The organism is Rhizobacter sp. SG703, from assembly GCF_012275445.1.
Taxonomy (GTDB): Bacteria; Pseudomonadota; Gammaproteobacteria; order Burkholderiales; family Burkholderiaceae_C; genus Rhizobacter.
The window spans coordinates 166,043-192,130 of record NZ_JAAZQK010000003.1 but is presented as its reverse complement, the minus strand read 5'-3'; the positions used below and the strand labels follow the sequence as shown (position 1 = coordinate 192,130).

General features: G+C 69.4%; 25 protein-coding genes. 14 read left to right on the top strand and 11 right to left on the bottom strand.

The genetic code is table 11. From position 1 onward, the window contains the following. Positions 1-9: 9 nt before the first annotated feature. Both FHT26_RS06585 and FHT26_RS06580 read right to left on the bottom strand, forming a co-directional pair. Positions 10-1,113, bottom strand: a complete 1,104-nt coding sequence (locus FHT26_RS06585; RefSeq protein WP_168559360.1) for a hypothetical protein — start codon at positions 1,111-1,113, stop codon at positions 10-12. A 211-nt stretch (positions 1,114-1,324) separates the two neighbouring features. Then, positions 1,325-1,549: a hypothetical protein gene (locus tag FHT26_RS06580; RefSeq protein ID WP_168559359.1), complete on the bottom strand. Its 225-nt coding sequence runs from the start codon at positions 1,547-1,549 to the stop codon at positions 1,325-1,327. A 180-nt stretch (positions 1,550-1,729) separates the two neighbouring features. On the opposite strand from FHT26_RS06580, the gene FHT26_RS06575 reads away from it, so the two are divergent. Then, positions 1,730-2,980, top strand: coding sequence for a YHYH protein (locus FHT26_RS06575; RefSeq protein ID WP_168559358.1), 1,251 nt, complete (start codon positions 1,730-1,732; stop codon positions 2,978-2,980). Positions 2,981-3,102: 122 nt separating this feature from the next. Further along, positions 3,103-3,726 (top strand): SCO family protein, encoded by a 624-nt coding sequence (locus FHT26_RS06570; RefSeq protein ID WP_168559357.1) that lies wholly within the window; start codon positions 3,103-3,105, stop codon positions 3,724-3,726. Here FHT26_RS06570 and FHT26_RS06565 read toward each other — a convergent pair. Both FHT26_RS06565 and FHT26_RS06560 read right to left on the bottom strand, forming a co-directional pair. Then, a complete protein-coding gene (locus FHT26_RS06565; protein WP_168559356.1) occupies positions 3,672-4,646 on the bottom strand; it encodes a winged helix-turn-helix domain-containing protein in 975 nt (324 codons plus the stop codon). The two genes, FHT26_RS06570 and FHT26_RS06565, sit on opposite strands and share 55 nt — an antisense overlap. Then, a complete protein-coding gene (locus FHT26_RS06560; RefSeq protein WP_168559355.1) occupies positions 4,610-5,053 on the bottom strand; it encodes a type IV pilin protein in 444 nt (147 codons plus the stop codon). Before FHT26_RS06560 ends, FHT26_RS06565 begins: the two co-directional genes overlap by 37 nt. A 228-nt stretch (positions 5,054-5,281) precedes the next feature. Here FHT26_RS06560 and FHT26_RS06555 point away from each other — a divergent pair, with 228 nt between their 5' ends. From FHT26_RS06555 to FHT26_RS06545, 3 genes are read left to right on the top strand one after another with little or no spacing between them, the layout of a single operon-like run. Further along, positions 5,282-6,709, top strand: a complete 1,428-nt coding sequence (locus FHT26_RS06555; RefSeq protein ID WP_168559354.1) for an ATP-binding protein — start codon at positions 5,282-5,284, stop codon at positions 6,707-6,709. Beyond that, on the top strand, positions 6,706-7,392 hold the full coding sequence (locus FHT26_RS06550; RefSeq protein WP_168559353.1) for a response regulator: 687 nt from the start codon (positions 6,706-6,708) through the stop codon (positions 7,390-7,392). The genes FHT26_RS06555 and FHT26_RS06550 overlap by 4 nt, the downstream gene beginning before the upstream one ends. Positions 7,393-7,404: 12 nt before the next feature. Then, complete coding sequence (locus tag FHT26_RS06545; protein ID WP_490362773.1) at positions 7,405-8,241, top strand: response regulator transcription factor; 837 nt, start codon at positions 7,405-7,407, stop codon at positions 8,239-8,241. Here FHT26_RS06545 and FHT26_RS06540 read toward each other — a convergent pair. Beyond that, the gene (locus FHT26_RS06540) at positions 8,142-9,401 is read right to left on the bottom strand and encodes a PAS domain-containing sensor histidine kinase (RefSeq protein WP_168559352.1); all 1,260 of its coding nucleotides are present in this window, start codon (positions 9,399-9,401) and stop codon (positions 8,142-8,144) included. The two genes, FHT26_RS06545 and FHT26_RS06540, sit on opposite strands and share 100 nt — an antisense overlap. Before the next feature lie 223 nt (positions 9,402-9,624). Between FHT26_RS06540 and FHT26_RS06535 the strand changes: the two genes are divergently transcribed. Next, entirely contained in the window at positions 9,625-11,490 is a 1,866-nt protein-coding gene (locus tag FHT26_RS06535; RefSeq protein WP_168559351.1) for a sensor domain-containing diguanylate cyclase, read from the top strand. Between the two features lie 12 nt (positions 11,491-11,502). Here the strand turns inward: FHT26_RS06535 and FHT26_RS06530 are convergent, their stop codons facing one another. The 5 genes from FHT26_RS06530 to FHT26_RS06510 form a co-directional block, all read right to left on the bottom strand. Beyond that, the gene (locus FHT26_RS06530; protein WP_168559350.1) at positions 11,503-12,381 is read right to left on the bottom strand and encodes a dienelactone hydrolase family protein; all 879 of its coding nucleotides are present in this window, start codon (positions 12,379-12,381) and stop codon (positions 11,503-11,505) included. Then, complete coding sequence (locus tag FHT26_RS30465) at positions 12,378-13,136, bottom strand: NMCC_0638 family (lipo)protein (protein ID WP_168559349.1); 759 nt, start codon at positions 13,134-13,136, stop codon at positions 12,378-12,380. Before FHT26_RS30465 ends, FHT26_RS06530 begins: the two co-directional genes overlap by 4 nt. Before the next feature lie 60 nt (positions 13,137-13,196). Continuing rightward, complete coding sequence (locus tag FHT26_RS06520) at positions 13,197-14,849, bottom strand: alanine racemase (RefSeq protein WP_168559348.1); 1,653 nt, start codon at positions 14,847-14,849, stop codon at positions 13,197-13,199. Positions 14,850-14,908: 59 nt separating this feature from the next. Next, entirely contained in the window at positions 14,909-16,642 is a 1,734-nt protein-coding gene (locus tag FHT26_RS06515) for a hypothetical protein (protein ID WP_168559347.1), read from the bottom strand. 128 nt (positions 16,643-16,770) lie between these two features. Next, positions 16,771-17,868 (bottom strand): GlxA family transcriptional regulator, encoded by a 1,098-nt coding sequence (locus tag FHT26_RS06510; protein WP_168559346.1) that lies wholly within the window; start codon positions 17,866-17,868, stop codon positions 16,771-16,773. Between the two features lie 92 nt (positions 17,869-17,960). Between FHT26_RS06510 and FHT26_RS06505 the strand changes: the two genes are divergently transcribed. The 7 genes from FHT26_RS06505 to FHT26_RS06475 all read left to right on the top strand — a co-directional run bounded on the left by FHT26_RS06505 (position 17,961) and on the right by FHT26_RS06475 (position 24,792). Beyond that, entirely contained in the window at positions 17,961-18,749 is a 789-nt protein-coding gene (locus tag FHT26_RS06505; RefSeq protein ID WP_168559345.1) for an amino acid ABC transporter ATP-binding protein, read from the top strand. After that, positions 18,749-19,399, top strand: coding sequence for an amino acid ABC transporter permease (locus tag FHT26_RS06500; protein ID WP_168559344.1), 651 nt, complete (start codon positions 18,749-18,751; stop codon positions 19,397-19,399). The genes FHT26_RS06505 and FHT26_RS06500 overlap by 1 nt, the downstream gene beginning before the upstream one ends. After that, positions 19,396-20,082, top strand: a complete 687-nt coding sequence (locus FHT26_RS06495; protein WP_168559343.1) for an amino acid ABC transporter permease — start codon at positions 19,396-19,398, stop codon at positions 20,080-20,082. The genes FHT26_RS06500 and FHT26_RS06495 overlap by 4 nt, the downstream gene beginning before the upstream one ends. After that, positions 20,079-21,518 carry an amidase gene (locus tag FHT26_RS06490; RefSeq protein ID WP_168559342.1) on the top strand — a complete coding sequence of 480 codons (1,440 nt, stop codon included), beginning with the start codon at positions 20,079-20,081 and terminating at the stop codon, positions 21,516-21,518. The genes FHT26_RS06495 and FHT26_RS06490 overlap by 4 nt, the downstream gene beginning before the upstream one ends. 26 nt (positions 21,519-21,544) lie before the next feature. Continuing rightward, positions 21,545-22,486 carry an ornithine cyclodeaminase family protein gene (locus tag FHT26_RS06485; RefSeq protein ID WP_168559341.1) on the top strand — a complete coding sequence of 314 codons (942 nt, stop codon included), beginning with the start codon at positions 21,545-21,547 and terminating at the stop codon, positions 22,484-22,486. Beyond that, the gene (locus FHT26_RS06480; protein WP_168559340.1) at positions 22,483-23,694 is read left to right on the top strand and encodes a D-amino acid dehydrogenase; all 1,212 of its coding nucleotides are present in this window, start codon (positions 22,483-22,485) and stop codon (positions 23,692-23,694) included. The genes FHT26_RS06485 and FHT26_RS06480 overlap by 4 nt, the downstream gene beginning before the upstream one ends. A gap of 216 nt (positions 23,695-23,910) precedes the next feature. After that, on the top strand, positions 23,911-24,792 hold the full coding sequence (locus tag FHT26_RS06475; protein ID WP_168559339.1) for an ABC transporter substrate-binding protein: 882 nt from the start codon (positions 23,911-23,913) through the stop codon (positions 24,790-24,792). A 9-nt stretch (positions 24,793-24,801) separates the two neighbouring features. Here the strand turns inward: FHT26_RS06475 and FHT26_RS06470 are convergent, their stop codons facing one another. Further along, positions 24,802-25,326, bottom strand: a complete 525-nt coding sequence (locus tag FHT26_RS06470) for a GNAT family N-acetyltransferase (protein WP_168559338.1) — start codon at positions 25,324-25,326, stop codon at positions 24,802-24,804. Positions 25,327-25,328: 2 nt separating this feature from the next. On the opposite strand from FHT26_RS06470, the gene FHT26_RS06465 reads away from it, so the two are divergent. Next, positions 25,329-26,024: a hypothetical protein gene (locus FHT26_RS06465; protein ID WP_168559337.1), complete on the top strand. Its 696-nt coding sequence runs from the start codon at positions 25,329-25,331 to the stop codon at positions 26,022-26,024. The last annotated feature ends 64 nt before the right edge of the window (positions 26,025-26,088 follow it).

Here is a 26,088-nt window from a genome sequence, read left to right as displayed (position 1 = left end):
TGGCTGAGCTCACAGCCGCGGCTGCGTGGTCGGCCAGTCGTCGTGGCGGTCGGACTGGCCATCGCCGGCCACCAGCGTGTTGCCCATGCCGAGCAGTTCGCGGGCCTGCTGCAGGCTGATCAGTTCGTCGCGCGACATCCGCGCATGGCTGCGGTGGCGCTCGATCTCCCACACCAGCTCGATCAGGTGGCGCTGGGTCTGCGCCGAGCGCACCTTGCCGTGCGTCAACGCGGCGAACAGCGGCGCATCGATGCGCAAGGTATCGATCAGCAGTTCGCGCACCTGGGCGATCAGCTGCTGTTCGGACGACGGCCTCTCGATCCGCGGCGTCATCGGCGGCAGGTCTTGGGGCGGCCTGGCGCGCCCGCGACCCAGCGCCTTGTTCAGCACCGCCGTCATGCCACCGGCCGCGGCGCGGGCACCTGACTTCCGGGATGGCTTCGACGCCGCGACCAAGGCCGGCTCGGGCGGCGACCACACCGCTTCGCGGGGCTCTTGCGACAGCGGAATCGTGTCGGACCAGGCCACCGCGTCCACCAGCTGCACCTCGTGCGCCGGCTCGGGCTCGGGAGGGCGGCGCGCCAGCGGCTGTGCCGGCTGGAGCGCCATCGGCTCGTCGACCACGGCGTGCGGCGATGGCGTCGCCAGTGGTTGCGGCGGCAGCATCGAGGTGGTCGACAGGCGGGCGGGATCGATCGGCGCCACGTCGGTGTGCTCGTCGAGGGCGAGCGGCGCGACCTCGGCAGCGGCCTCGGGCGCGATCCACACCGCCGGTGCGGCCGGCTCGCGCGCCACGGGCTGAAGCACCTGCGGCGTCGGCACGTCGAGCGCGACGCTGGTGAGCGTCGGGGCGTCGAGCGCGCCCGAGCCGCTGTCGATCGCCTCCGTCGCTTCCGGTTCCGGTTCCTCGGGCAGCTCGACCAGGCCGAGCCGCACCAGTTCCTCGAAATGCCCGGTCTGCGCGCCGGCCTGGTGGGCCAGGCTCAGCACCTCGGCCAGCGTGCGACGGCCGTCCACCAGGAACAGCACCGTGCGATGCCGCTGACCGAGCCGCTGCGTGCGGGTGCGCAGCTCGTCATGGCCGCGCGAGGTCTTGGTGGGAACGGTGGGCACGGGCATCTGGATCACGGGGTCGAAGGCACCATTGTGGCGCGAGATCTGGTAACCGTCAGTGGTCACTTCGCTCGCTCGCACAGGCGGGTTGAAGGCCGCATCGGGCGGCACTCGTCCCTGTCATCGGCCCCTCGGAGTCGGCCTGTAGGGCCAGGCGGCGCCGGTACACACCCGGTTTCAATCGGCACGTTTCGGCGCGTGCCTCGCAAGCTCAGAAACGGCTGCGCGCCTTGCGCTTGTCGAGTTCGAGCAGCTGGTTCTTGATCAGCGACTGCAGCACGCGCAGGTTCGCCTCGGTCAGGCTGATCACGCTGGACGGATCGTCGTCGTGGTTGGTCACCGTCTGCACCACGGCGTCGACCCGCAGGTGCACCAGGCCGTGCACGTCGTGCGCCATGGATTTCACGCGCTGGATTTCGATGTTGTGGGTCTTCATAGCACTCTCCGCAGGCCCGCTCGCCGGGCCGAGGGCGGCAGGGTAACGCAGCCCCGGGCCAAGCCGGACACAAACATGCAGAAATGATGCAGACACGCCGCGTCATTTCTCCACAAAGCGCTCCTACCTTCGACGCTGCTTTCGGCCTTGTCCCCCCAACCGTACTCTGGAGCTTCCACCGTGACCCCAACTCCTTCGCGCGCTGTCCAACTCCTTCAATCCCTGCTGCACCTGGGACCGCTGCTGGTGCTGGCCGCCTGTGGCGGCAACGGGTCGTCGTCATCGAGCAGCACTTCGTCCAGCGGAAGCTCGTCGGGTGACAGCACCGCCACGGTACCCGGGGCGCCGACCCTCTATGCGACCTCTGTCGCCGATCGCAAGGCCACACTGGGCTTCACCTCACCGACCGACACAGGCGGTGCGACCGTCAGTTCGTTCGAGGCCACCTGCGCCGCAAGCAGCTCCGACACTCACACGGTGACCGGCAGCGCCAGCCCCATCACCGTTGACGGCCTCACCAACGCAACGTCCTATGACTGCACGGTGAAGGCCGTCAACTCGCTGGGAAGCGGCGACGCTTCGGTATCGAAGTCGTTGGCTCCGACAGCGACGCCCGATACCACCGATACCACCAAGCTGCCGCTCGGAGACAACCTGATGGTGACCGCGGCACCGGCCAGCACGGCTCGGGGCTATCTCTATTCCTGCTCGACACCGGATTCGAGTCAACCGGGTACCACCAACAAGGGCCCCTGGTTCAACAGCGACGGCACGACCTGGAACCTCGGCACGAAGCTGCCCTACGCGGTCGAAGGTGCCGAAAGCTGGGCGTCGAGCTTCGCAACCTCCATCGTCAGCAGCCTGCGGAGCATCACATTCAATGGCGTCCCCAGCCACGGTACCGGCCAATTCCCGATCACCTCGGCAACGAGTCCAATGGCCTCGCAATACGACACCAACGGCAACAAGATCGTTGCAGCGTCGACCACCTGGACCGGTTTGAAGACCAGCCCCACGGTCAACAGCACACCGACCTGCCTCGGCAAGGGTGCGATCGGTGTCTTCCTGACGGGCGCCCGCCTGTTCGCCGCGATGGACGCCAAGGGACGCGACGCCCGCGCCTGGGAAGTCACGGATGCCTGCGAAGGCCACCCGGCACCGGGGAACAACTACCACTACCACAGCATGCCGACTTGCGGGCTTGCCGCCGATACCGCCAGTCAGCATTCCGCGCTGATCGGCTATGTCGCCGACGGTTTCGGCCTGTACGGCAAGCAAGGTGACAACGGCAAGATATTGACCAACGCCGATCTGGATGAATGCCACGGTCACACCGATATCGCAGTGCCGCAGTACCACTACCACGCCACAGAGCAATTCCCCTACACGGTGGGTTGCTACCGCGGCACGCCGATCACGAGCCACAACTGACCGGCCGACATCGAGCCGCACGTGTGATGCGCCGAATCGCTGTCGCTTGCATCAGCCTCGCCGTCATGGCGGCGGGCGCCGGAGCCTTGTCTCTGTGGGCCGACTGGCGTCGGCCCGATTCGGTGCTGGCACACGACACGCTGCCGTTCTACGCATCGGCCGACCTGCGCCCGCGCTGGGATCGCGTCTCGTCGGTGCTGCGGGTCAACGACTTCGAGTTCACGGATCACCGCAACGCAGCCGTCGATGAACGGGTGCTCGACGACGGACCAACCGTCGTCAACCTGTTCTTCGCGGGTTGCGTGTCGGTGTGCCCGGTGTCGATGGACCTGCTGCGAACCCTGCAGGCGGGCCTGGGGGCGCAGGCGCCACGTTTCATGTCGTTGACGGTGTCGCCGCTGACCGACGACGCGCGTGCGCTGGCCGATTACCGCGGCAAGTTCGGACTTCCCCAGGAGTGGCTGCTGCTGACCGGCCATCCGCAGGCCGTCGAGGCCTGGGCGCGGCACAGCCTGTACTCCGACATCACGAAGCTCGGCGCGGACGGCCTGCCGCCGCACACCGAGCGCGCTTTCCTGATCGACCGCCGGCACCGCGTCCGCGGCCTCTACGACGCGCGCTCACCGCACGAGATGGTGCGGCTGCGCTACGACATCGCCCGGCTGAAGCAGGAGGAGGCTCCCGCCGCCGATCAGTCGATCTCGAGGTCTTCGCCGTCCGCGGCCACGGCGGTCGTCAGGCGATAGCCCTTGCCACGGATGGCCACGATTCGCACCGCATCGGCACCGACCTCGCGCAGCCGCTGGCGCAGCCGCGACACATGCGCATCGACCACACGCGTGCCGCCGATGCGGCCCGCCTTCGTGGCCGGAATCACGGCTTCGATGTCGGCCCGGCTGACCGGATGCGGTGCCCGGTCGAGCAACAGCTTCAGCGTGTACAGCGACGAAATGCCCAGCGAGAACGGCACGCCTCGCACCGTGCAGGTCAGGCTCGCGGTGTCGACCGTCAGCCCGGTGTCGCCGATCGAATCGTCGACACGAGCGACGCGACTCTTCTGGATCCGTTGCCCGGCATGCCGGATCAGCACGGCCAGTGCATCTTCATGGGCGAGGTCGCCCCAGACGTGATCGAAACCGAGTTCCAGCGCGAGCAGATGCACCAGGCTGCCGAACGCCGGGCCATACAAGGCCACCGACGACACGCCTGCGTCGCGCAAGGCCTCGAGCACGGCGCCGAGCGGCACGTCGAGGCCGTTGGCTGCAACGATCGCCAGCCGGGCCGGACCGGTGCGAGGCGCCTGCACGATCACTTCAGCCACCGAGGCCACCACGCACTGCCGGCCGAGGTTGGCGCAGACCCGGCGGAACCTTGCACGGTGCCGCTCGTCCTGTGCCACGACGAACACGGTGTCTTCCGGCAACGCCGTCGGCATGTCCATCGGCGTCTCGTTGAACGTGTCGGTCGCGCGTTCCGTTGCATCGACATCCTCGATGCGGGTCGAGGCGTCGGACGCGGCACCCGCCGGGTCCGCACGGGCGAGACTCAACAGGAGAGGCTGCTCATCGGCGCGCGGACGCGAGGTATCCAAGGTATTGGTCATGAAAAGCTCGATCGATAGCGGCAATCTCACGCCCCGCAGGCACGACCATCCGGTGACCAGCAAGGCAACGCTGCCTGGGCTGCGTTGCCCGCCTGGGGGAGGGAGATCGTCTGTTGGCGGCCTTTTTCGTCGGTGCGGTACTGGTGGCCCGCCATCGGTCCATGGCCGATGGCATCGAGCGTGTAACCGCCTCCGTCGTCCCTGAGTGAGCAATGCACCGAGAAATGTTCCACCTCGGAATCCGGAACTGCACATTTCCCGCCGGTTCCGTAGCGCTGGTTGCGCTGGAAGGCCTTTTCCATCTTGATGCCCGTCACCGACAGTTCCATCAGCGCAGGCATGGCTCGCGACTTCCGGACCTGGGCGCTGTACCCGGGGAGCGCCACCGCCACGGTCACCAGCGCGACGGCGAGGACGACGCTCAGTTCGACAAGGGTGAAGCCGCGGGAAATCGAATGGGTAGAAGCCATGGTTGCAATTTGTTGCGAGTGGGCAGGCCCGAATGATCGGGGTAACAGAATGCGAATGCCACCCACAAGTGCCCGTTTCGAGGGCGGCAAATGTCAACGATTGCGAACCCTCGTTGCCAAGTCGAGGCCTCTGCACCGAGCATGCACAGACCTGCGCTTTGGACCCTGTCATCGCGCCGGCACACGCCGACAACACCGACATCACCCCACGATCAGAAGATCTCTGCGATGCGCTTGCGAATGGTTCATCAATTGGCGCTGTTGCTGCTGGCGACAGTCAGTCTGTCGGTGCTCTGCGTCGTCGTCGGCGCGCTGCTCGACCTGAGCGGTGGCGCGTCCGACTATGTCCACGATCGCGAGTCGCGCCGGCTGAATCGTTTTGCGGTCTATGTCGGCGAGCAGGCGAGCGACCGGGGCGGCCTGGCCGCGGTGGCTTCCGACTTCGACGGCATGCGCAGGCTGATCGACGGCTTTCTCGCCCGCGAGGGCGATCCGCAGGAGCCGGCCCCCGGTGCGCAGGCCAGCCGTGTCCGGCAACCCGGCTTCGCCGGCCGCGTCCGGATCCTCGACACGAGCGGCGCGCGGATGGCAGGCAGTCCGGCCGAGCCGAGCGGCCGCACGCTGCGCCGCGAGATTCTCGTCAACGGTCGTGCGGTGGGCACGGCCCTGCTGGATCTCGGCGGCCGCACCGGCGAATCGGACATTGATGTCCTGCAAAGCCAGTACCAGGGCGTCGCGGTCGCCGCCTTCGTGTCGCTGGCCGTCTCGATGGCCCTGGCGGTGCGCGTCGCCCGTCGATGGAGCCGGCCGCTCGGCGCGCTTCAGGATGTGACGCGCAAGCTCGCTGCCGGCCATTTCGAGTCGGCCGAACCGTCGTTCGACGGCCCGCAGGAGATCGTGCAGTTGTCGCACGACGTGTCGGCGATGGCGACCTCGCTGCGCCGCCTGGAGCTGACTCGGCGCAAGTGGATGGCGCAGATCTCCCATGAGCTGCGCACGCCGCTGTCGGTGCTGCAAGGCGAGATCGAATCGATGGAAGACGGCGCACGTGAACCCAACCGCGCCCTGGTGATGAACCTCGGCGAGGAAGTCCGCCACATGGTGCGCATCGTCGACGACCTGCACCTGCTGGCGGTCGCCGACCTCGGCAGCCTGCCTTGCCACAAGGTCGATCTGGATCCGCTGGACACGCTGGAGTACGTCGTTGCGAAGCTCGTCCGCCATCCGTCGCTCGACGGCCTGGAGGTGGAGGTGACCGCCGCCGCACCGCGCATGCTGCGGGCCTCGTGGGATCCGGTGCGCATCGAGCAGGTGCTGCGGAACCTGTTGACCAACAGCGGCCGCTACACGACCCGCCCGGGACGCGTGCGCGTGTCGTGGGCGCCGAGCGAGGACGACCGGCACCTGAGGCTGATCGTCGAAGACTCGGCGCCCTGCGTCGAGCCGGCCGACATCCCCCACATCTTCGAGCCGCTGTTCCGCGGCGACCGGTCCCGGCAGCGCAGCGGAACCGGCAGCGGCCTGGGCCTCGCGATCGTGCGTGCCATCGTGATCGCCCACGGCGGCACGGTCGACGCCAGCCCGTCGACCTGGGGAGGCCTGGCGATGCAGGTGATGCTTCCGGTGAAGGCACAGCAGCAAGGAGCCTCCGCATGAACACCTCGATGGATACCACCTCGATCCTCATCGCCGAGGACGACGTGAAGATCGCCGACATGCTCGGCAACTACCTGCGTGCGCAAGGCTGGCAGACGCTGGTGGTCCACAACGGCGTCGCTGCGGTGAACGAGGTGCGCATGCAGCGTGCATCGATCCTGCTGCTGGACCTGATGCTGCCCGGGCTCGACGGCCTCGAGGTGTGCCGCTCGATCCGCGAGTTTTCCTCGGTGCCGATCATCATGCTGACGGCGCGCATCGACGAAGTCGATCGCCTGCTCGGCCTCGAAGCCGGCGCCGACGACTATGTCTGCAAGCCGTTCAGCCCGCGCGAGGTCGCCGCGCGCGTGAAGGCGCAATGGCGCCGCGTCACCGGCCAGTTCCGCACCATGTCGCACGGCGGCTTCGACGTCAACGAGGCGGCGCAGCGCATCCTGTGGCAGGGCCGCGCGCTCGACCTGACGACCTCCGAATACCGCATCCTGCGAGCACTGCTGGTTCGCGCCGGCGCCATCCTGTCGCGCGCCCAGCTGCTCGACGCGGTGCGGCAGGACTTTCGCGACACCGCCGACCGCACCGTCGACAGCCACATCCGCAACCTGCGGCGCAAGCTCGAGGAGGTGCGACCTCAGGGCTCGGGCATCGTCGCGGTGTACGGCGTCGGCTACCGCTTCGACCCATGACGCGTCAACCCCGTGCGTGTCCTGCCAAAAGAGACCTGTTTTCAGGTATGTTCAAACTCACCGACCGGCCTCGCAGGCCGGCCGCTTCCTCCGGGGGACCCGATGAAAGTCGCAATCGTTGACGACGATCCTTCACAGGTCGACTTGATCTCGCATGCCATCTCCAGCCTCGGGCACGATTGCCAGGGATTCGAGCGCGGCCAGGCGCTGATCCGGCAGATGCGGCGCGACACCTTCGATTTCCTGGTCCTCGACTGGCACCTGCCGGACATGACCGGACCGGAAATCGTGACCTGGGTTCGAAACAAGGTCGAGCACCGCATCCCGATCCTCTTCGTGACGAATCGCAATGAGGAGCGCGACCTGATGGACGCGTTGGCCAACGGCGCCGACGACTACCTGACCAAGCCGGTGCGGGTCGGCGAACTGGCCGCCCGCGTGAACGCGCTGATGCGCCGCAGCTACCCCGCGGCCACGAGCGAAGTCGAATCCTTCGGCCGCTACAGCTTCGACACCCGGCGGCGCATGCTGTCGATCGACGGACATGCCATCGAGTTGAAGCAGAAGGAGTACGAGCTGGCGCACTTCCTGTTCCACAACGTGGGCCGCCTGTTGTCGAGACAGCACCTGCTCGAGAAGGTGTGGGGCGTGAATCCGGAGATCTGGTCGCGAAGCCTCGACACGCATGTCTCGAACCTTCGCAACAAGCTCGGCTTGCGACCTTCGTCCGGCTATCGGCTCAGCGCCGTCTATGGCGTGGGATACCGGCTCGAGACGCTGGACGAGGCCGGGACCGTCGGGGCAGTCGGGGCAGTCGGCATGGGACCTGAATCCGGCCCGCCAGACTGAGACCGCGGCAGGTACAGGCTCATCGTCAGCCCTTGCGTGGTGGCACGGCGCTGACGCAGCATGCCGCCGTGGCGGCGTGCCACCAGCGCGGCGAACCCGAGCGCGTAATCGCCCTCCGCCGGCAACACCGGCACGCCATCGCCGGCATTGACGGCCCGGCTGCCGGCGAGATCGACGCCGCCATCAACGGCCTCTGGCGTGGCGCCGTGGTCGGTCACTTCGAAGGCAGCACCGGTGCCGCTGCAGACCACATGGCATTGGATGCTGGCTCCTCCCGGGCTGCGCGCGAGCGCATGTCGGAGCAAATGACCGAGCGCCCGCTGCAGCAGTTGCGCATCGGCGACGACATGCACCGGTGCCGCGCCGGGCTGGGGACGGCGGATCGTGACCCGGCGTTCGCGTGAGCGTTCCCACAGATCGTCGACGGCCTCGGCTGCCACTTCGTTCAGGTCGATCGTTTCGCAGCGCAGCTCAGTTTGCTGCGCCCGCACATAGCGAACGAAGTTGTCGGCCATCGACAACGCAGTGATCGCGTTGTTTTCGACCTGCGACAGCAGATCGGCTTCGTTCGTCGCCCCCCGGCGCAACCGCCACAACTCGACCACGCTGAGGATGGTGGAGTGCGGCGCACGCAGGTCGTGGTTGAGCAGGCGAAGCGCCGCGTCGAGCTGCTGCTGGGCGAGGTGCTCGGCGGTGCAGTCGCGCACGGAGACCGTCCAGCCCGACACGCTGCCGAACACGCCGAACCGCGGCGTCGCGCGCACGATCAGATGGCGGTGCTGCCGGTCCTGCGATTCGCATTCGAAACCGTGTTGCGGCGCATCGCCCGGCGGCCACACCGCCGCCCGGTCGCTGAGGCGGACCGTGCCGCTGAAGAGATCGGCGATGTCCCGCCCCTGCAGCAGACCGCCGGACGGCCCGTTGAAGCAGGCCTGCGCGGCAGCGTTCGCGTGGTCGATGCGCCCGGTGGCATTCACCAGCAGCATCGGGCCGAGATGGGCGTCGGCGACTGCACGACGCTGGCGCCGCGGGCTCAGCATCGGGCCGTTGCGGCCCAGTGCGGACAGGTGCTGCAGAAGCCGTTGCCAGCCGCCGCGCCGGAGCGGCACGGCACGCGTGGTGACGGGCAGGTGGTCCGGGCGTGACGATGGGGCTGTCATGGGTTCATTGTGGGCGGAGCCGTCGGCGCAGTGCAAGGCCGGATCGAGGCGTTTGCCGACGGCTGCAGCGCTTCAATCGCCAACAACTGTCAACTCGCCGCGGTGCTTCGCGGAGCGCCGGAATAAGTCACGGGCCACCGCAACAGCCGGCCCGCTGCGATGCCGAAATGGCGTGCACGATGCCTCTCCGTCGCGCCTCCCTCGCCCGCCCGCGGGCGTTCCCATGACCATCGACTTGTCGTCCACCCTCGCTGCCCTGCCTGCGCCGCCCACCCCGGCCGGGCGGCGCTTCCGCCCGCTGGTGTTGCGCACGCTCGTCGCCATTGCCCTGAGCTGCCTGGTGTGCTCGACGCTGTCGCTCGGCTTGCAGGCCTGGCTCACCTTCGGCGCCCAGGTCGATGACGAACGATCGATGGCACGCGACATCGCCGCCACGCGCCTGCCGCGACTCGCCGATGCGCTGCGCCGACGCGACGGCAGCGCGATCCAGCAGGAGCTCGACCTGATCTCCCGCTACCCACGCGTCGTGAACGCGCGGCTGTTCGCCGAGACCGGCGCCGCCTACGCGGCCGGGGCACCGTCCGACCTGCCCGGCGCGCCGCAAGGCGTGCTGCACGACATGCTGCCGCGCGCGGCGCTGCACGGCATCGAGATGCCGATCGCCGCGGCAGGCGCCGACCCCACGACGCTCGGCCGGCTGGAGCTCGACTTCGATCGCAGCGGCCTGTCGGCCGAGATGCGGCGCAGCGTCGCCAGAACGGCCGTTGCGATCGTGCTGCCGGCCGTGCTGCTCGGGCTGCTGGTGGCCTGGATGCTGCATCGCGACATCTCCCGCGGCCTGCGCCTGATCGCCCGGCAGGCGGCGTTGCTGAAGCCCGAAGAACTCGGCCCGCTGCCGATCTGGCCGCGTCCGCAGCGCCGCTGGCGCGACGAGATCGACCTGGTAGCCGACAGCTTCCAGCAGTTGCACCGCGGCATCGCACGCTATGTCGGCGAGCGCGACCGCGCGTTGCAGCGGCTCGGTGCCGAGCGCGACCGCCTCGAGACCGCGGTGCAGCAGCGCACCGCCGACCTGACGCGCCTGAACCGCGTGCTCGAATCGGCCTCGCGCCTGTCGGCCCGCCTGATCTACCTGCCACCCGATGCCTATCCGCTCGCGCTTCGGATGGCGCTGGCCGACATCGCCGAGCTGCTCGGTGCGCGTGCCTGCGCGCTGGCCGAACGCGGCGACGCCCGCCGCTGGACCTGGACCTTCAGCGGCGGCACCGGCGGCTGCCCGGCCGAAGGCACCGAGCTGCCGCCGCTGTTCCCGGTCGACGGCTGGCAGATGCAGTGGTGCACCGAAAGCAGCGACTGCCATGAATCCCGCGCACTGCTGCATGGCTGCGCGGCCGGCTCGCTGCAGGTGTGCCGGCACGATGCCGCCGACAGCGGCCAGCTGCTGGCCTGCCTGGACCTGCCGCAGGCGGTCGAGGAACGCGAGATCGCGCTGATCGCGAAGCCGCTGTTCGGCGCGCTCGCGCGCTGGCGCGACCTCGCGCAGCTGGAGCAGGCGCGCCGCGAGCTGTTGCACCAATCGCGCAGCGATGCGCTGACCGGCCTCGCGAACCGCCGCGCGTTCGACGAACGCAAGCTGGAAGAAGTCCGCCGCGCCTGGCGTTCGCAGCGCCCGCTGACGCTGGTGATGGTCGACATCGACCACTTCAAGCGATTCAACGACCGCTACGGGCACGCGGCCGGCGACGACTGCCTGGCGCGCGTCGCGCGGGCGATCGGCGCCGCCTTCGAGCGCGGCGGCGAATGCGCGGCCCGCATCGGCGGCGAGGAGTTCGCGGTCCTGCTGCCCGACGTCAGTGCGGACGACGCCGAACGCCGCTGCGAGCGCATCCGCCAGACCCTCCACCACATGGCGATCCCGCATGCCGATTCGCCGCTCGGCTTCGTCACGGTCAGCATGGGCATCGCGACGCTGTGCATGACCGAGCGCCCGCCGCCCGACATCGCCTTCGACCGGCTGCTGAAGCGGGCCGACATGGCGCTCTACGGCGCGAAGTCGGCCGGCCGCAACGGCATCGTGATGCTGATGTGAGCGTGATGCGCTTCAGTGCCTTGCCCAGGGCGCGATGAACTCGAGCAGGCGCTGCCGCGAGCGCTGCAGCGCCTCGGGGTTGCCGCCGACATGCACCCCCTCGCCCGGGTGCAGGCCGTTCGGCACTTCCTTGCGCACGCGCACCGGCGCATGCGAATCGAAGCCGTGGTACGCGCCGGGATAGGCCTCGATCTGCACCGCCGGCGTTCCGGCACCGCTGTCGATGACCGCCCGTGCCGCCAGCGCATGGCAGGGTTCGGCGGGCGTCCAGTCGTCGGCCTCGCCGACCAGCACCAGCAGCGGTGCCGACGGCTGGTAGCCGCGGCGCAGGTCGGCCTCGCAACCGGGGTAGAACGCGACCGCGAAGGCCGGCCGCAGCGGCGCATCGCGCACCTCGCGCTGCCGCAGGTTGGTGGCCGACAACACGGTGCTGCCGCCGTTCGACCAGCCGACAAGGCCCAGCCGCCGCGCATCGACGTCGGGCCGTTGCGCCAGCCAGTGCAGCGACGCGAGCGCGTCGAGCCGGCGATTCGCCTGCGTCACCTGCCGCGTGCCGACGCGCTGCGTGCACAGCTCGGTCTCGCCGCGCGGCGTCAGCGAATCCACCACCAGCGCATGCAGGCCTTGCGCGTTGAGAAGCTGCGCGTACTCGCGCATGCGCTCGCCGAGCCGGCCGCGGTGGTCGTACGGGCCGCTGCAGCCGTGCAGCAGCACGACCGCGGGCGCCTGCCGCCTGTCGACACCGAACCACCAGGCCTTCAGCGTGACGACCTGGCCGCCGCGGCGATCCAGGCTGTCGAAGGCGACCTCGGTCTGCGCCTGCGCGCCGAACACCGCGGCGCAACCCACGGCCGCCAGCAGGCACCGCCAGCGCGGCGCGACGCGGATCACGGTGCCCTCACGCCGTCCGGCGCGATGCCGGTCGCCGCTGGCATCGGCGCGAAATTCAGGGCCTGCGTCCCCGGCGCGGCGCTGAGCGTCGTCACCGCGCCGATGCCGAAGTCCTGCGAACCGCCGACGCGCCGGTAGCGCCATTGCATCTGGGTGCGCCAGGCACCGGCGCGTTCGATGCTGCGTTCCACCTGCAGCTGCACGCGGGCGCCCTTGCCGGTCAGTTCGCCGGTCACCTCGGCCAGCGCCAGCCGCAGCCCCGGTCCGGAGACACGCTCGGCCCACACCGTGCAGCGCGAGCCTTGCGCGGCCACCAGCAGCACCCGGCTGTCGCTGCCCGGCGCGGCCAGCACCGTGCCGGGTTCGCCGGCGAGCAGCTCGTCGGTGGAGCCGCGCATCGGGTCGACCGGCGAGAAGCCCTGCGCAAGCGCCCAGTCGACCGCCGCGGCCGGCTGGCCTTCGGTCTGGATGCAGGCCTCTCGGAACAGGCGCGCCACCGCGCGCGGGTCGGCCCACAGCGAGCGCAGCGGCGCCGCCTCGGGCGCCGACCCGGCGTCAGCGCCCTGCGCCGGCAGCGGCGTGATCAACTCCGCCGCCGAGGTCACCGGGAACGTCACCGCCGGCTCGATGACCGACGGTGGCACCGCCTGGGCCAGTGGCTGCGCGGCCGACGCCGCCGGCCACGACACCCACAGCGCCAGCACCGCCTGCCCCATGCCCGCCACGACGGATCGATTGCCTCTGACCGTTGCCACGCCCTGCCCTTTCACTGTTGCCGCATTGCCGAGGGGGCGATCCTCGCACACGCAGGCCGCTCAGTCCTTCCAGGCGTGCGGCGACGGGTCGACATAGGCCTCGCCCACCACCGACGGGGCGTTGTCGTCCACGTACTTCCGCGCCACCCGCGAGCCGAGCTTGACGTTCAGCTCGGAGACGCCGGAGCCGTGCATCTTCGAGAACTGGTTGACGCTGATGCCGTCGCCGAGCACGGTCACCATGTCGCCCGGCTTGCGCAGGTCGGCCGGCACGCCGTCGAGCCTGATCTGCGACTGGTCCATCGACGTCGAGCCGATGAACTCCGCCTTGTGCGTGCCGACCATCACGTAGGGCCGCGCCGGATCCCCCTCCTTGTTTCCGTTGCTGCGCCTCGGAGCGCCCTCGGTGTAGCCCCAGGCGATGGCGCCGTGCAGTTCCGGCTCGCCCTTCACCGTGTAGTTGCTGCCGTAGCCGATCTGCGAGCCCGTCTCGGCGACATCCACCTGGCGGATCTTGGCCTCGATCTTCAGCGTCGGCTCCAGCGGATGGTCCTCGTCGCCGAACGGCGCCTGGCCGTGGAAGGTCGCGCCCATGCGCACCATGTCCTTGTGCAGCTCCTTGCCGAGGAACACCGTGGACGAAGCGCCGATCGATTCGTCGATGCCGGGGAACTGCTCGGAAATCCTGTTGAACGCCTCCAGCTGCTGCTGCGTCTTCTTGCCGGCGACATGCTCGTAGAGCGTCGAGCCCTCGAGCGCCGACGCATCGTCGGAGTCGGACAGGTGCGACATCACCATCTTGATGTCCAGGCCCGGCAACTGCCCGGAGCGCCACTGCTCGGCCAGGTCGGCCACGTGCTTCTCGCGGATACCGGCGCGCGTCATGCCGGTGTCGAACTGCAGGATCGCGGGCAGCTTTCGGTTCGCCGCCTGGCCTGCTTCGTTCCACATCTTCACCTCGTCGACGCTGTTGAGCACCGGCGTGATCCTGTGCTGGATCAGGTACTGCAGGTCCTCGCCGGGCGCGATGCCGTCGAGCATGTTGATCGCGACGTCGCCCGCCAGGTCCGGCCGCTGGGCCTTGAACGCCGCGCGCAGGTCTGCCGCTTCCTCCGCGCTGGCCACGAAGAAGTCGCGGATGCCTTCGGAGAGCGCCATCATCGCGACCTTGACGCGTTTCTCGTCCAGCCCGGGACCATGCTTGTCGTCCAGCCCGTAGCCGCTGGCCTTGACGACGACGGCCGCGCGGCGGCCCGGGATCCACTTCGGTTCGGTGGCATCCGGATCGCTGTAGTCCGGGCGGGGACCGGCACCGATCATGGCCATGCCGAGGCGGATGTTGCGCCGCATCGCACCGAGGTCGGTGGTCGCGACGGCGCGGGCGAAGGTGGCGCGCCGCGCAGCGTCATCGGCCTTCGCGTCAGCGGCTTCGGCCGCCGTCTTGGCCTCGGCCGCCTGCGTCGTGCCGGTCAGGCGGCCCAGTGTCGACAGCAGTCCGCCGCGCGGGCCCTGGCCACGCCGGGCGGCCGATGCCGGATTGCGCGTCTTCGGCCCGCTGGTGGTGTCGCGCGTGGTCGGCGTGTTGGTGGGTGTGCTGGTGGACGTCGCCGGCGTGGTCCCGCAGCCCTGGTTGCGGCTCGCCGGATCGGGAATGACTGCGCGGCTGCCGGACTCTGCGGCGTTGCTGCGCCTGGCTGACAAAGAATTGAACATGATGGTTCTTTCTGCTCGGATGGAAGGGTGGCGAAGAATGCGCGGACGCTGCTGTGCGCTCAGGCGGTCGAGGTCGACGCGTCGTTCGGGCCGGGCCGGCGCTGCGTCAGTTGCATGTCCTGCTGCCGCTTCACGGCGGCCAGGTTCGTCATATCGGCGTTGGGGTGGGGATAGGTGCGCACGCTGTCGGCATCGCTCTCCGCGCCGTGCGCGTCGGCGGCTTCCGCATCCTCGATGCGCGCCCTGCCCTTCGGGTCGGGTTGACCGGAACCGGCGTTCGCGAACGGCTCGTACAGCAACGCGTTCACGCCGCCGATGATCATGTCGGCCGTCAACTCCTGGAACTTCTCGGGCACTTTCTTGCCGGTCACGCCGGTCAGCGCGATCGTCGTCGCGAGGATGCCGGTTCGCACCGCCCATGGTCCCATCGCGGCGTTCGCGAGATAGCCCGCCTGGTAGCCCTCCGAGTGGATGCCCAGCTGCAGCACGTGGGCGTCGTCGGCGTTGTTCCACCAGGCACGGACTGCCGGGATCGACTGGAACATCAGGTCCTCGCCGATTTCGCCCAGCAGGTTGATGAAGGCGCGCACACCCGCATTGGTCAGCTGTTCCTTGACACCGGCATGCGCCTTGAAAGCGCCCGGACCGGAGGGCGATGCGAACTTCGACATGCAGTAGCTGACCACGCCCTGGTCGATGCCATAGGCCACCATCATTGCGCCGAAGTGCTTCCAGTCCGGCACCAGCCCGTCGGTGTTGTGGTTGTCCAGTCGGAGGTTGGACTGCACCAGCAGGTCGCGGATCGCGGTGTAGGCGGTGAACCCGATGTGCAGCGAGGAGTTCTCGTCAGCGGCGCCCATGCCCAGCTCGAAGGCGGTCGCAGCCACTGCGGTGCCGGCCATGATCATGCGCGAGCGGCGGCTGGTCCAGGTCGCGGTGCCGGCCATTTCGTCGCGGATGGCGCCGGCGCCATGCGCAACCAGCGCCGGCCCCACGCCGAACAGCGTGCCCAGGGCAGCCCTGGCCTGCGGCGAGGTGCCGTACTTGGCGAAGGCGGCCTCCTGCCCCATGGTGATGAACTGTCGCGCGAACGTCCCGACGAACACGCCGGGAAAGTTGCGAACCGTGACGTTGGCGCCGGACGCGAGAATCTTGCCCCAGCTGCTGGTGAAGTCCTTGTTTGCAGCGACGCGCTGGGCGAACTGTTTCGTCGTCGAGGCCGCGCGCTGCAGCATGTTGCCCCGCTGCGCATCGCCGCTGTCGGAAGCCGCAGGCGTCATGTTCGACGGCGAGTGCCTTGCGGCAGGCGGCTCGTCGAACAGGTTTGCCAGCGCATGCCCGGCAATGTCCTGGTCGCTCAGGCCGGCGCCTTTGACCTGCTCGTACTGCTTCGCAAGACCTTCGAGGTCGAGGTGCGACATCATCTCGCCGCGCGCCCGCTCCACATCCATCGGCGTGATGTCGTCGGAACGGGAGCGCCCACCGTGCAGGATCGCCGGCGCCTCGGGCGTCCTGTCGACCCCCTTCTGCTTGTCGAGCGCCGCCAGCTTGCTGGTGGCTTCGCTGCTCGACGGGCGCCGCACCGACTGCACCGAGGCCTGGCTGGCCTGCGACCCGGTGCGGCTGCGGCCCTTCGGCAGTCCGGCCCCTTGCGCCTTGTCGGAATGGGTCGATCCGGATCGCGTCAGTTGCGTCGGCTGCGACGACGGCAGCGGCGTCTCGGACGGACTCGGCAACGACGCGCGCGAATTGCTGCGCGAGACAACGGGTGAGGTGTGGGTCGGGATGGACATGGCAGAGCCTTCGAGTGGGGTGTTTGCGGTACCCGATCGATTCTTGCCATCCCGGATGTGACGCTCGCATGACCTGCGAAGCCGCGTGCGCTCAACCGAAGCTGCGCGCACCGGTCCTCGCGCCGTCATCAGACCGCCGGCGTCGGCCCGCTGAGCGCCTTGCGCAGCCGCCCCGGCGCCATGCCGTACAGCTGCTGGAAGTGGCGGATGAAATGCGACGCGTCCGAGAAGCCGCTCTCGCCGGCGATCGTCACCACCGGCAGGTCGGTGGTGGTCAGCAGGTAGCGGGCGTACTTCAGCCGCGAATTGCGGTAGTGCTCCGACGGCGTCGCGCCGGTCTCGGCGAGGAACACCCGCTCCAGCTGCCGGCTGCTCGACTTCACCAGCCGCGCGATCACCGCGATCTCCAGCGGCGTCGTGATGTTCTTCTCCATCAGCACGATGGCCTGGCGCAGCTTCTCGTGGTCGCTCGACTCGTAGCCGAGCGCATGCCGGCGCGCGACGTGGCTCGCGGTCTTCTCGGCGTTCACCGTCATCTGGTGCACCACCTTGGCCGCACGGTCGGCGCCGCAGTGCACCCGCACCAGTTCGGCCGCCAGCTCGACGATCGAGATGCCGCCGGCGCAGGTGATGCGGTTCGAGCCGATCGCATAGTGCGAGCGCGTCTCGAAGGCCAGGCCCGGGTGCATCGATTGCCAGTCGTCGACGTGGAACGGGTGGATGCACGGCGCATGGCCGTTCAGCAGCTCGAAGCGCGCCAGCACGAAGCTGCCGGTGCAGATGCCGATCAGCGGCACCTGGGCTGCCGCCACCGAGCGCAGGAAGGCCACGTAGCGCGGGTCGGCGCCGCCGATGCGCGGCAACAGCCCGCCGATCACCGCGACGTAGTCGTAGTCGACCGGTGCCGACAGCGGCAGGTCGACCGGCACCCGCACGCCGCAGCTCGCGGTCACCGATTCGCCCGGCGTGCCGAGGATGGCCCACGAGCAGCGATTCTGCCGGCTCTGGTCGCCCAGGTCGGCGGCATGGCGCAGGCCGTCGCACAGGCCGGCCAGAGACAGCAGCGGAAAGCCCGGCCACAACAGGATGCCGACCCGCAGCTCGGCCTTCGATGCCGCCTTCCTGCCGGGCCGCGCCGGCTGCCCGGCCTGGTCGAGCCGGTCGACCAGCGAGCGCGCCTGATCGGTGCGGTCGTCATCGGTCAGGGTTTTCCCGGCATGTCGCATCCGTTCAATATAGCCGCACCGCCCTGCCATGCCGTTGCGGCGATCGTTCCTAGCATCCCCCTCGTCGCAATCAGTACGCACGACGGGGACACATGGAAAACACATTGCTGACGGTCAAGGGCCTGAAGAAGAGCTACGGCGCCGCCGAAGTGCTCAAGGACATCTCGTTCCAGCTGCAGCGCGGCGAAACGCTCTCGCTGATCGGCCCCAGCGGGTCCGGCAAGTCGACCTGCCTGCGTTGCGTGAACTACCTCGAGAAACCGAGCGGCGGCGAGATCGTGCTCGAAGGCGAGCGCATCGGAACGGTGCGCACCGGCAACGGGCGCGAGCGCATCATGAGCGACCGCGAACTCGCGCCGCAGCGCAGCGAGATCGGGATGGTGTTCCAGGGCTTCTACCTGTGGCCGCACTTGAACGTACGCGACAACGTCGCGCTCGCGTCGATCAAGGCCGGCGGCATGCCGCGCGCCGAGGCCCACGCGCTGGCCGAGCAGATGCTCGAGAAGGTGCACCTGCGCCACAAGGCCGACGAATACCCCGAGCGGCTGTCCGGCGGCCAGCAGCAGCGCGTCGCGATCGCCCGCGCGCTGGCGCAGAAGCCCAAGCTGATCCTGTTCGACGAACCCACCTCGGCGCTCGACCCCGAGCTGGTCGGCGAGGTGCTGGGCGTGATCCGCGAACTGGCCGAGGACGGCCGCTCGATGATCCTGGTGACGCACGAGATCCGCTTCGCGCGCGACGTCGCCGACCGCGTGATCTTCATGGACGGCGGCGTGATCGTCGAGGAAGGCCCGGCCGCCGACGTGATCAACCGCCCGCAGAAGGAGCGCACGCGCGCCTTCCTCGGCCAGGTCGGCGAAGCGTCCGGGCTGGCGGCGTGATGCTCGACGCCCTGCCCACCATCGCCGTGACGCTGCTCGAGGGCGCCGTCACCGCCGCGCAGGTTGCACTCGGCGCGGCGCTGATCGCGTTCGCGCTCGGGCTGCTGCTCGCGCTGCTCGACGTGTTCAGCTCGCTCGCACTGGTGCGCACCGCGATCGGCGCCTACGTCGAATGGATGCGCAACGTGCCGGCGCTCGCCCACCTGTTCATCCTGTACTTCGGCCTCGCGTCGATCGGCCTGCGCTTCTCGCCGAAGGGCGCCGCCATCGTCGGCCTGGGCCTGGTCGGCGCGGCCGTGCTGTGCGACGTGTTCGGCGCCGGCATGCGCGCGCTGCACGTCGGCCAGCGCGAAGCGGCGCTCGCCTGCGGGCTGACGCCGATGCAGGCGCTGCGCTGCATCGTGCTGCCGCAGATGCTGCGGCTGACGCTGCCGGCGATCGGCAACTACGCGAGCCAGCTGATCAAGGACACCTCGATCGCGTCGGCCATCGCCGCGCCCGAGATCATGTTCTACGCCCGCAACCTGGTGACGTCGACCTTCCAGACGCCGCTGATCTATGCCAGTGCGGTGGTGCTCTACGCGAGCATCGTGTTCCCCGTCAGCTGGATGTTCAACCGCATGGAGCGTCGGCTGGGAGTCGGACGATGAGCGCTTTCTTCCAGGTCTACCGGGAGTACCTGCCCGAATGGTGGCCGCGGCTGCTCGAGGCGGCGCGCGTCACCGCCGAGCTCTCGACACTCGGCTTCCTGCTCGCGCTGCTGCTGGCGGCCCTGCTGGTGGCGATGGCCCGCTCGCGCTCGCCGGCGCTGCGGCTGGCATCGAACGCGGTGGTGCAGTTCGTGCGCGCGGTGCCGCTGCTGGCGCTGCTGCTGGCGCTGTACTTCGGGCTGCCGGCGTTCGGGCTCACGCTGTCGGGCTACTGGGCCGGCATCCTCGGCCTCGGGCTGCAGGGCGCGGCCTACGTGGCCGAGGTGTTCCGCGGCGGGCTCGATTCGGTGCACCGTGGCCAGCGCGAGGCCGCGCTCGCCGCCGGGCTGACGCCGCGCCAGGTGTTCACCGCGGTCGTGCTGCCGCAAGCGCTGCGCGTGATGCTGCCGCCGCTCGTCAACTGCTACGTCTCGCTGCTGAAGGACAGCTCGCTGTGCGCGCTGATCGCGACCGACGAGCTGATGCTCGCGGCCCGCGCGATGTCCAGCGAGTACTTCCTGCCGCTGCACATCTTCGTGCTGGTCGGACTCTTCTATTTCGCAATCGCGTTCCCGCTGTCGATGGTTTCCCGCCTGCTGGGCCGGCGGCTGTCGCGCGGACGACGCGCCCTGGGAACCCCATGACGCCAAACCTCGACACCCGCAAGAACATCGATCCGTCGCGCATCGAATCGCTGACCTGGGCCACCCTCGAAGAGACCGCCGCCGCGATCAGCGACGGCCAGGTCAGCAGCGAGGCGCTGGTCGAGCACCGGCTGGCGCGCATCGCGCGCTTCGAGCCGCAGTTGAAGGCCTTCGTCGAGGTCTATGCCGACGAGGCGCGGCAGGTGGCGCGCGCGCTCGACGGGCTGCTGCGTGCCGGCATCCGGCTCGGGCCGCTGCATGGCGTGACGATCGCGGTCAAGGACCTGTTCGAGATCGAAGGCCGGCCGATCGGCGCCGGCTCGCGCGCCGTGCCGGCCAAGGTGTCGACGCTGAACGCGACGGTGGTGGAGCGGCTGCGCGCGGCCGGCGCGGTGATCATCGGCAAGACGCAGACGGTGGAGTTCGCGTTCGGCGGCTGGGGCACCAATGCGGTGATGGGCACGCCGTGGAACCCGTGGGACCTGCACACGCACCGCGTGCCGGGCGGCTCGAGCAGCGGCTCGTCGGTGGCGGTCGCGGCGGGCCTCGCCTGCGGCGCGCTCGGCACCGACACCGGCGGCTCGGTGCGCATCCCGGCCGGGCTGTGCGGGCTGGTCGGGCTGAAGACCACGCACGGCCTGGTGAGCCGCCACGGCCTGGTCGAGCTGTGCCCGACGCACGACACCGTCGGCCCGATCGCGCGCAGCGTGCGCGATGCGGCGTTGCTGCTCGACGCGATCGCCGGGCCCGACCCGCGCGACCCGGTCAGCGCCGGCGCGCCGGTGCGCCGCGCGGTCCACCACATCGAGCACGACGCGGCCGGCACGCGGGTCTGGGTGCTGCCGGCGTCGGAGCGGCATTCGATCGAATCGGACGTGCTGTCGCTGTACGACCGCGCGCTGTCGACGCTGGCCGAGCTGGGCATGCAGCTGGTCGAGCGGCCGCTGCCGCAGAGCCTGACCGAATCGATGCGCATCGCCGGCAAGCTGATGAGCGCCGAGGGCTACGCCAACCTCGGCGAGCTGTTCGAGCAGGACCTGGTGTTCGACCCGCATGTGCGGCGCCGCATCCTGGCCGGCAAGGACATCGACGCCGCGCAGTACATCGAACTGCTGAAGATGCGCGACAAGGCGCGCACCGCGATGCTCGACGCGATGGAGGGCGTCGACGTGTGCTTCATGCCGACCAACGCGATCACCGCGATCCCGGTCGGCGAGGTCGACGAGCTGTCGACGCCGCTGTCGCGCTTCGGCCGCTTCGTGAACCTGCTCGACCTGTGCTCGGTCGCGGTGCAGGCGGGGCTCTCGGGCCAGGGCCTGCCGGTCTCGGTGCAGTTCGTCGGCAAGCCGATGGCCGAGCCGCTGGTGCTGCGCGTCGCGCATGCCTTCGAGAAGGCCACCCCCTGGCACGAGGCCGTTCCCAACGGGCTGGATTGATCCCCATCAACGTCAAGGCGAACCCCATGCTTCACATCACCGATCCGCAGGTTGCCGAGCTGCTGGACTTCCGCGGCGTCGCCGACGTGCTGGCCGAGGCCTTCCAGGACCTGGCCGACGACAAGGCCGCCGTGCACGGCCGCCAGCGCACCGATTGCGCCGGCACGAAGCTCAGCACCATGGGCGGCGTCTGGGCCGCGCGCAACGTGGCCGGCGTCAAGGTCTACCCGACGGTGGCCGGCCAGTTCAGCTTCGCGGTGATCCTGTTCGACCTGTCGACCAACACGCCGGTGGCGGTGCTCGACGGCAACGAGCTGACGCGCTTTCGCACCGCAGCCATCACCCGCATGGTCGCGTCGCGCGCGGTCGCGCCGTCGCCGCGCAAGCTGGCGTTGTTCGGCGCCGGGCTGCAGGGGCGCTCGCAGGCGCACGCGCTGTGCGAGGTGTTCCGCTTCGACGAGATCTGCGTCGTCGACCCGAAGGCGGACCCGGCCTGGATCGACCGGCTGCACGCGCGGAGCGGTGCGCGGGTGCGCCTGACCACCGCCGAGAAGGCGGTGCGCGATGCCGGCATCGTCGTCACCGCGACGCGCTCGGCCGAGCCGGTGTTCGACGGCGCGTGGCTGGAGCCGGGCGCCTTCGTCGCCGCGATCGGCACCAGCACGCCGAAGGGCCGCGAGCTGGACGACACCACGATGACGCGCGCCGCGCGCATCGTCGTCGAATGGAAGCAGCAGAGCCTGGTCGAGGCCGGCGAGATCGTGCTGTGGAACCAGCGCCACCTGAGCGAGAAGTACGTCGACCTGCCGGAGCTGTTCGGCGGCCGGCAGCCGTGGCAGCTGCAGCAGCCCGGCATCACGGTGTTCAAGTCGGTCGGTGTCGGGCTGGCCGACGTGGCCACCGCGCAACTGGTGCTGTCGCGGGCGCGCGGCGGCTGGCTGCTGGCGTCGGACGAGGCGCGGCCATGAAGGTCTGCGTCGTCGGGGCCGGCGTGATCGGCTGCGCCAGTGCGTACCAGCTGGCGAAGGCCGGCTTCGAGGTGCAGTTGGTCGATGCGGCGCCCGAACCGGGCACCGGCACCAGCTTCGCCAACGGTGCGCAGCTGAGCTACAGCTACGTCGAGCCGTTCGCATCGCCGGGCACGCTGCAGTCGCTGCCGAAGATGCTGTGGTCTGCAGACTCGCCGGTGAAGTTCCGCTTGCGCGCCGATTGGCGGCAATGGACCTGGGGCCTGCAGTTCCTGCGCGCCTGCCGGCGTGGGACCGCGCTGCACGGCACCGCCGCGCTGCTCGACCTGGCGCAGCGCAGCCGCCGCGTGCTCGACGGCTGGATGGCCGAGGAGCGCTGGTCGTTCGGCTTCGCGCAGAACGGCAAGCTGGTGCTGTGCCCGGACGACGAAACCCTGAGGCGGCAGCGCGCGCAGGTCGAGCTGCAGGCACAGTTCGGCTGCCGGCAGCAGGTGCTGTCGCCCGCCGAATGCCGCGACCGCGAGCCGGCGCTGGCGGCCGCGCGCGAAGACATCGCCGGCGGCATCTGGACCGAAGACGAATGCGTCGCCGACCCGTACCTGCTGTGCCGCGAACTGGTGGCCGGGCTGCGGCGGCTCGGCGGCACGGTGACGTTCGACACCGCGGTCAGCGGCTTCGTGCGCGACGGCCGGCGCTATGCCGCAGCGCAATCGGACCGCGGTGAACTGAAGGCCGATGCCTTCGTGCTGGCCGCCGGCCCGCATGCCGCGGCGCTGGCCTCGGACGTCGGGCTGCACCTGCCGGTCTACCCGATCAAGGGCTACAGCATCACGGTGCCGTTCAAGGGCGGCGCGCGGCCGACCGCCAGCGTCACGCACCTCGGCCGCAAGACGGTGTTCGCGCCGCTCGGCGACCGGCTGCGCGTGGCCGCGATGGCCGAGATCACCGGTTACCGGCTGGACGTGCCGGCCTCGCGCGTGCGGGCGATGGTCGACAGCGTGGAGGCGGTGTACCCCGGGCTGTGCGAGCTGGACGCGCCGCAGACCTGGGCCGGCCTGCGCCCGGCGACGCCCGATTCGGTACCGATCATCGGCCGCGTGCGCGACAGCAACGTCTTCGTCAATGCCGGCCAGGGGGCGCTCGGGCTGACGCTGGCGGCGGGCAGCGCCGAGCGGCTGGCCGAAGCGGTGCAGCGGTACGCCGCCTGAGCCGATCTTTCTTCGCCGTGTTGCCCTGGCCCCGGTGCTCGCACACCGGGGCTTTTTTTTTGCCGCCGCGCATGCACCAACACGGGCCCCGAGGGCTTACCCGGCATGTCGCAAGCGTGCAATTCACGTGTCAGCGCCTGCAATCCATGCGGGGGTTGCGTCCCTATATTCGCTGCCGTTCCAGACCCACAACGTCAACACTTCCAGGAGTTCCCCATGTTGAACGGACGCATTCGAATCGCTGCCCTGCTGGCCACGCTGCTGCTCGCCTTCGCCGCCGCGGCACCGGCTGCCGCGCAGGCGGTCGAGACCATCGAGAAGGGCGCGCTGACCATCGCCTTCACCGGCGACATGCCCGGCACCGGCTACCAGGACGGCAAGATGGTCGGCTACGACGGCGAGATCCTGCAGCGCATCAGCGAAGCGGCCAAGCTGAAGGTGAAGCCGGCGCTGATGGAGTGGTCGGGCACGATCGCCTCGGTGCAGGCCAGGCGCGTCGACGTGATGGCGGGCACGATGGGCTGGACCGAGCAGCGCTCGAAGATCATGACGCTGAGCGACCCGATCCACTACTTCAAGAACGGCATCACGCAGACCGAGAAGAACAACTGGAGCAAGCTGAAGGACCTGGAAGGCAAGAAGGTCGGCACCATCACCGGCTTCTCGTTCATTCCCGAGCTGCGCAAGATCAGCGGCCTGACGCTTGCGCTGTACGACACCTCCGACGCCGCGGTGCGCGACCTGCTGGCCGGCCGCATCGACGCGGTGATCGGCGATCCGCCAGTGATGCAGTACGCGATCTCGCGCAACCCGCAATGGCACATCAGGTTCAATGCCTTCACCGACCAGTCGCCGGACTTCCCGCTGCTGACCGGCCTTGGCCAGGTGGTGTTCGGCCTGAACAAAGACAACCCCGAACTCGCGAAGGCCGTCAACGCCGAGATCGCGAAGCTGTGGCAGAGCTGCGAGCTGCGCAACATCGGCAAGACCTACGGCCTGGTGCAGGATGTGTGGTTCGTGCCGGTGGGCCAGAACCTGCGCGCCGGCGTCGACCGCCCGGCCGACTGGAAGCTGCCGTCCTGCAAGCCGGCGGGCTGATCGAACGGATCAGTTCCCGATGCGCGGCGGGTTCGGATGGAAGCGGACCATCGCGTGCGCATCCACATACTGCCCGTCGCGCAGCGCATAGCCCTTGAACGTGCCTTCGACCTCGAAGCCGAACTTGCGATACAGCCGCAGCGCGGCCGCGTTGTCGGTGTACACCGTCAGCTCCAGGCGCAGCGCGCCGACCCAGTTGTCGGCGTAGTCGCACATCGCGGCCATCAACGCGCTGCCGACTCCCTTGCCTTGCGCCGACGGCGCCACCGAAATGCCCAGCACCAGCGCGTGGCGGCGGCGCAGGTGGGGTCCGACCGGGTGCAGCCCGGCGGTGCCGACCACCTCGCCATGAAGCTCGGCCACCAGCGGCAGGTCGGTCTTGCCGGGCGCGCAGGTGTCGGTCAGCCGGGACTTCCACGAATGCGCATCGGTGTGGGGCATCTGCATCAGACCGGGGAACACCTGCGGGTCGCCCATGATGCGGGCGAAGGCGGCGGCGTCATCGGGGTTGGCACGCCGGAGGGTGATCGTCATGCATGACCTTTGGCAGTTGTCGAAAGCCCGCGCAGCTTACCTGCCCCGACTTCGGGCTGACGTACGACCGTTCGCTTGCAGCAGCGCACCGCCCGCGTGCGGCAAGCACACTGCATTCACGATCAGCCACTCCCGCACGCCCTGCCACCGTGAACACCACCACCACTTCGAATGAGTTCCTGTCCGAGATGTCCCTGCTGATGGGGCTGCCGCAAGGCGGCGCCACCGCGTTGCAGGACAGTTCGGCGTTCTGGGGCCCTGGCGGCCTGCTGTGCCGGCTGCAGATGCAGCATGACGGTGCGGTCACCGCGGTGCGCCCGCAGGTGCTGCTGCCGATGCTGGCCCGCGAGCTCGCGGGGCTGCGCGTCGAGCAGATGATGGCGATGCAGCAGGCCGTGATGCTGGAATACGGCTGGATGCTCGGGCTGTCGTCCGAAGGCATGCTGCAGTTGAGCCCGCTGAAGTGGATCGAGCAGCCGAGCGACGCGGTCGCCGCGCTGGATCTCGGGCATGCGGTGGGAATGCAGGCGTTGGAGAGCTTGTTCGTCGATGAGGACGAGGAGACGGACGACGGGGCCGAACTGGATGCCGCCAAACTCAGTCCCAATGTCGGCAGCTTCAGCGATCTGGCCGACGAGTTCGACATGCCGTGGGACGAGGCCGGCAGTGCACGGGCGAAGCGGCCGACCTTGCATTGAGCGTGTCATCGCTGTCTGCGCTCACTGCGTCTCGACGGAACTGCGCGACCACGCGCTGGCGGCT

Excerpts from the sequence above, each read along its gene's own strand:
- FHT26_RS06520 (WP_168559348.1), bottom strand. The coding sequence starts at position 14,849 with ATGTTCAATTCTTTGTCAGCCAGGCGCAGCAACGCCGCAGAGTCCGGC.
- FHT26_RS06495 (WP_168559343.1), top strand. The coding sequence starts at position 19,396 with ATGAGCGCTTTCTTCCAGGTCTACCGGGAGTACCTGCCCGAATGGTGG.
- FHT26_RS06470 (WP_168559338.1), bottom strand. The coding sequence starts at position 25,326 with ATGACGATCACCCTCCGGCGTGCCAACCCCGATGACGCCGCCGCCTTC.
- FHT26_RS06465 (WP_168559337.1), top strand. The coding sequence starts at position 25,329 with ATGACCTTTGGCAGTTGTCGAAAGCCCGCGCAGCTTACCTGCCCCGAC.
- FHT26_RS06480 (WP_168559340.1), top strand. The coding sequence starts at position 22,483 with ATGAAGGTCTGCGTCGTCGGGGCCGGCGTGATCGGCTGCGCCAGTGCG.
- FHT26_RS06550 (WP_168559353.1), top strand. The coding sequence starts at position 6,706 with ATGAACACCTCGATGGATACCACCTCGATCCTCATCGCCGAGGACGAC.
- FHT26_RS06510 (WP_168559346.1), bottom strand. The coding sequence starts at position 17,868 with ATGCGACATGCCGGGAAAACCCTGACCGATGACGACCGCACCGATCAG.
- FHT26_RS06535 (WP_168559351.1), top strand. The coding sequence starts at position 9,625 with ATGACCATCGACTTGTCGTCCACCCTCGCTGCCCTGCCTGCGCCGCCC.
- FHT26_RS06505 (WP_168559345.1), top strand. The coding sequence starts at position 17,961 with ATGGAAAACACATTGCTGACGGTCAAGGGCCTGAAGAAGAGCTACGGC.
- FHT26_RS06490 (WP_168559342.1), top strand. The coding sequence starts at position 20,079 with ATGACGCCAAACCTCGACACCCGCAAGAACATCGATCCGTCGCGCATC.
- FHT26_RS06580 (WP_168559359.1), bottom strand. The coding sequence starts at position 1,549 with ATGAAGACCCACAACATCGAAATCCAGCGCGTGAAATCCATGGCGCAC.
- FHT26_RS06485 (WP_168559341.1), top strand. The coding sequence starts at position 21,545 with ATGCTTCACATCACCGATCCGCAGGTTGCCGAGCTGCTGGACTTCCGC.
- FHT26_RS06555 (WP_168559354.1), top strand. The coding sequence starts at position 5,282 with ATGCGCTTGCGAATGGTTCATCAATTGGCGCTGTTGCTGCTGGCGACA.
- FHT26_RS06515 (WP_168559347.1), bottom strand. The coding sequence starts at position 16,642 with ATGTCCATCCCGACCCACACCTCACCCGTTGTCTCGCGCAGCAATTCG.
- FHT26_RS06540 (WP_168559352.1), bottom strand. The coding sequence starts at position 9,401 with ATGACAGCCCCATCGTCACGCCCGGACCACCTGCCCGTCACCACGCGT.
- FHT26_RS06500 (WP_168559344.1), top strand. The coding sequence starts at position 18,749 with ATGCTCGACGCCCTGCCCACCATCGCCGTGACGCTGCTCGAGGGCGCC.
- FHT26_RS06475 (WP_168559339.1), top strand. The coding sequence starts at position 23,911 with ATGTTGAACGGACGCATTCGAATCGCTGCCCTGCTGGCCACGCTGCTG.
- FHT26_RS06560 (WP_168559355.1), bottom strand. The coding sequence starts at position 5,053 with ATGGCTTCTACCCATTCGATTTCCCGCGGCTTCACCCTTGTCGAACTG.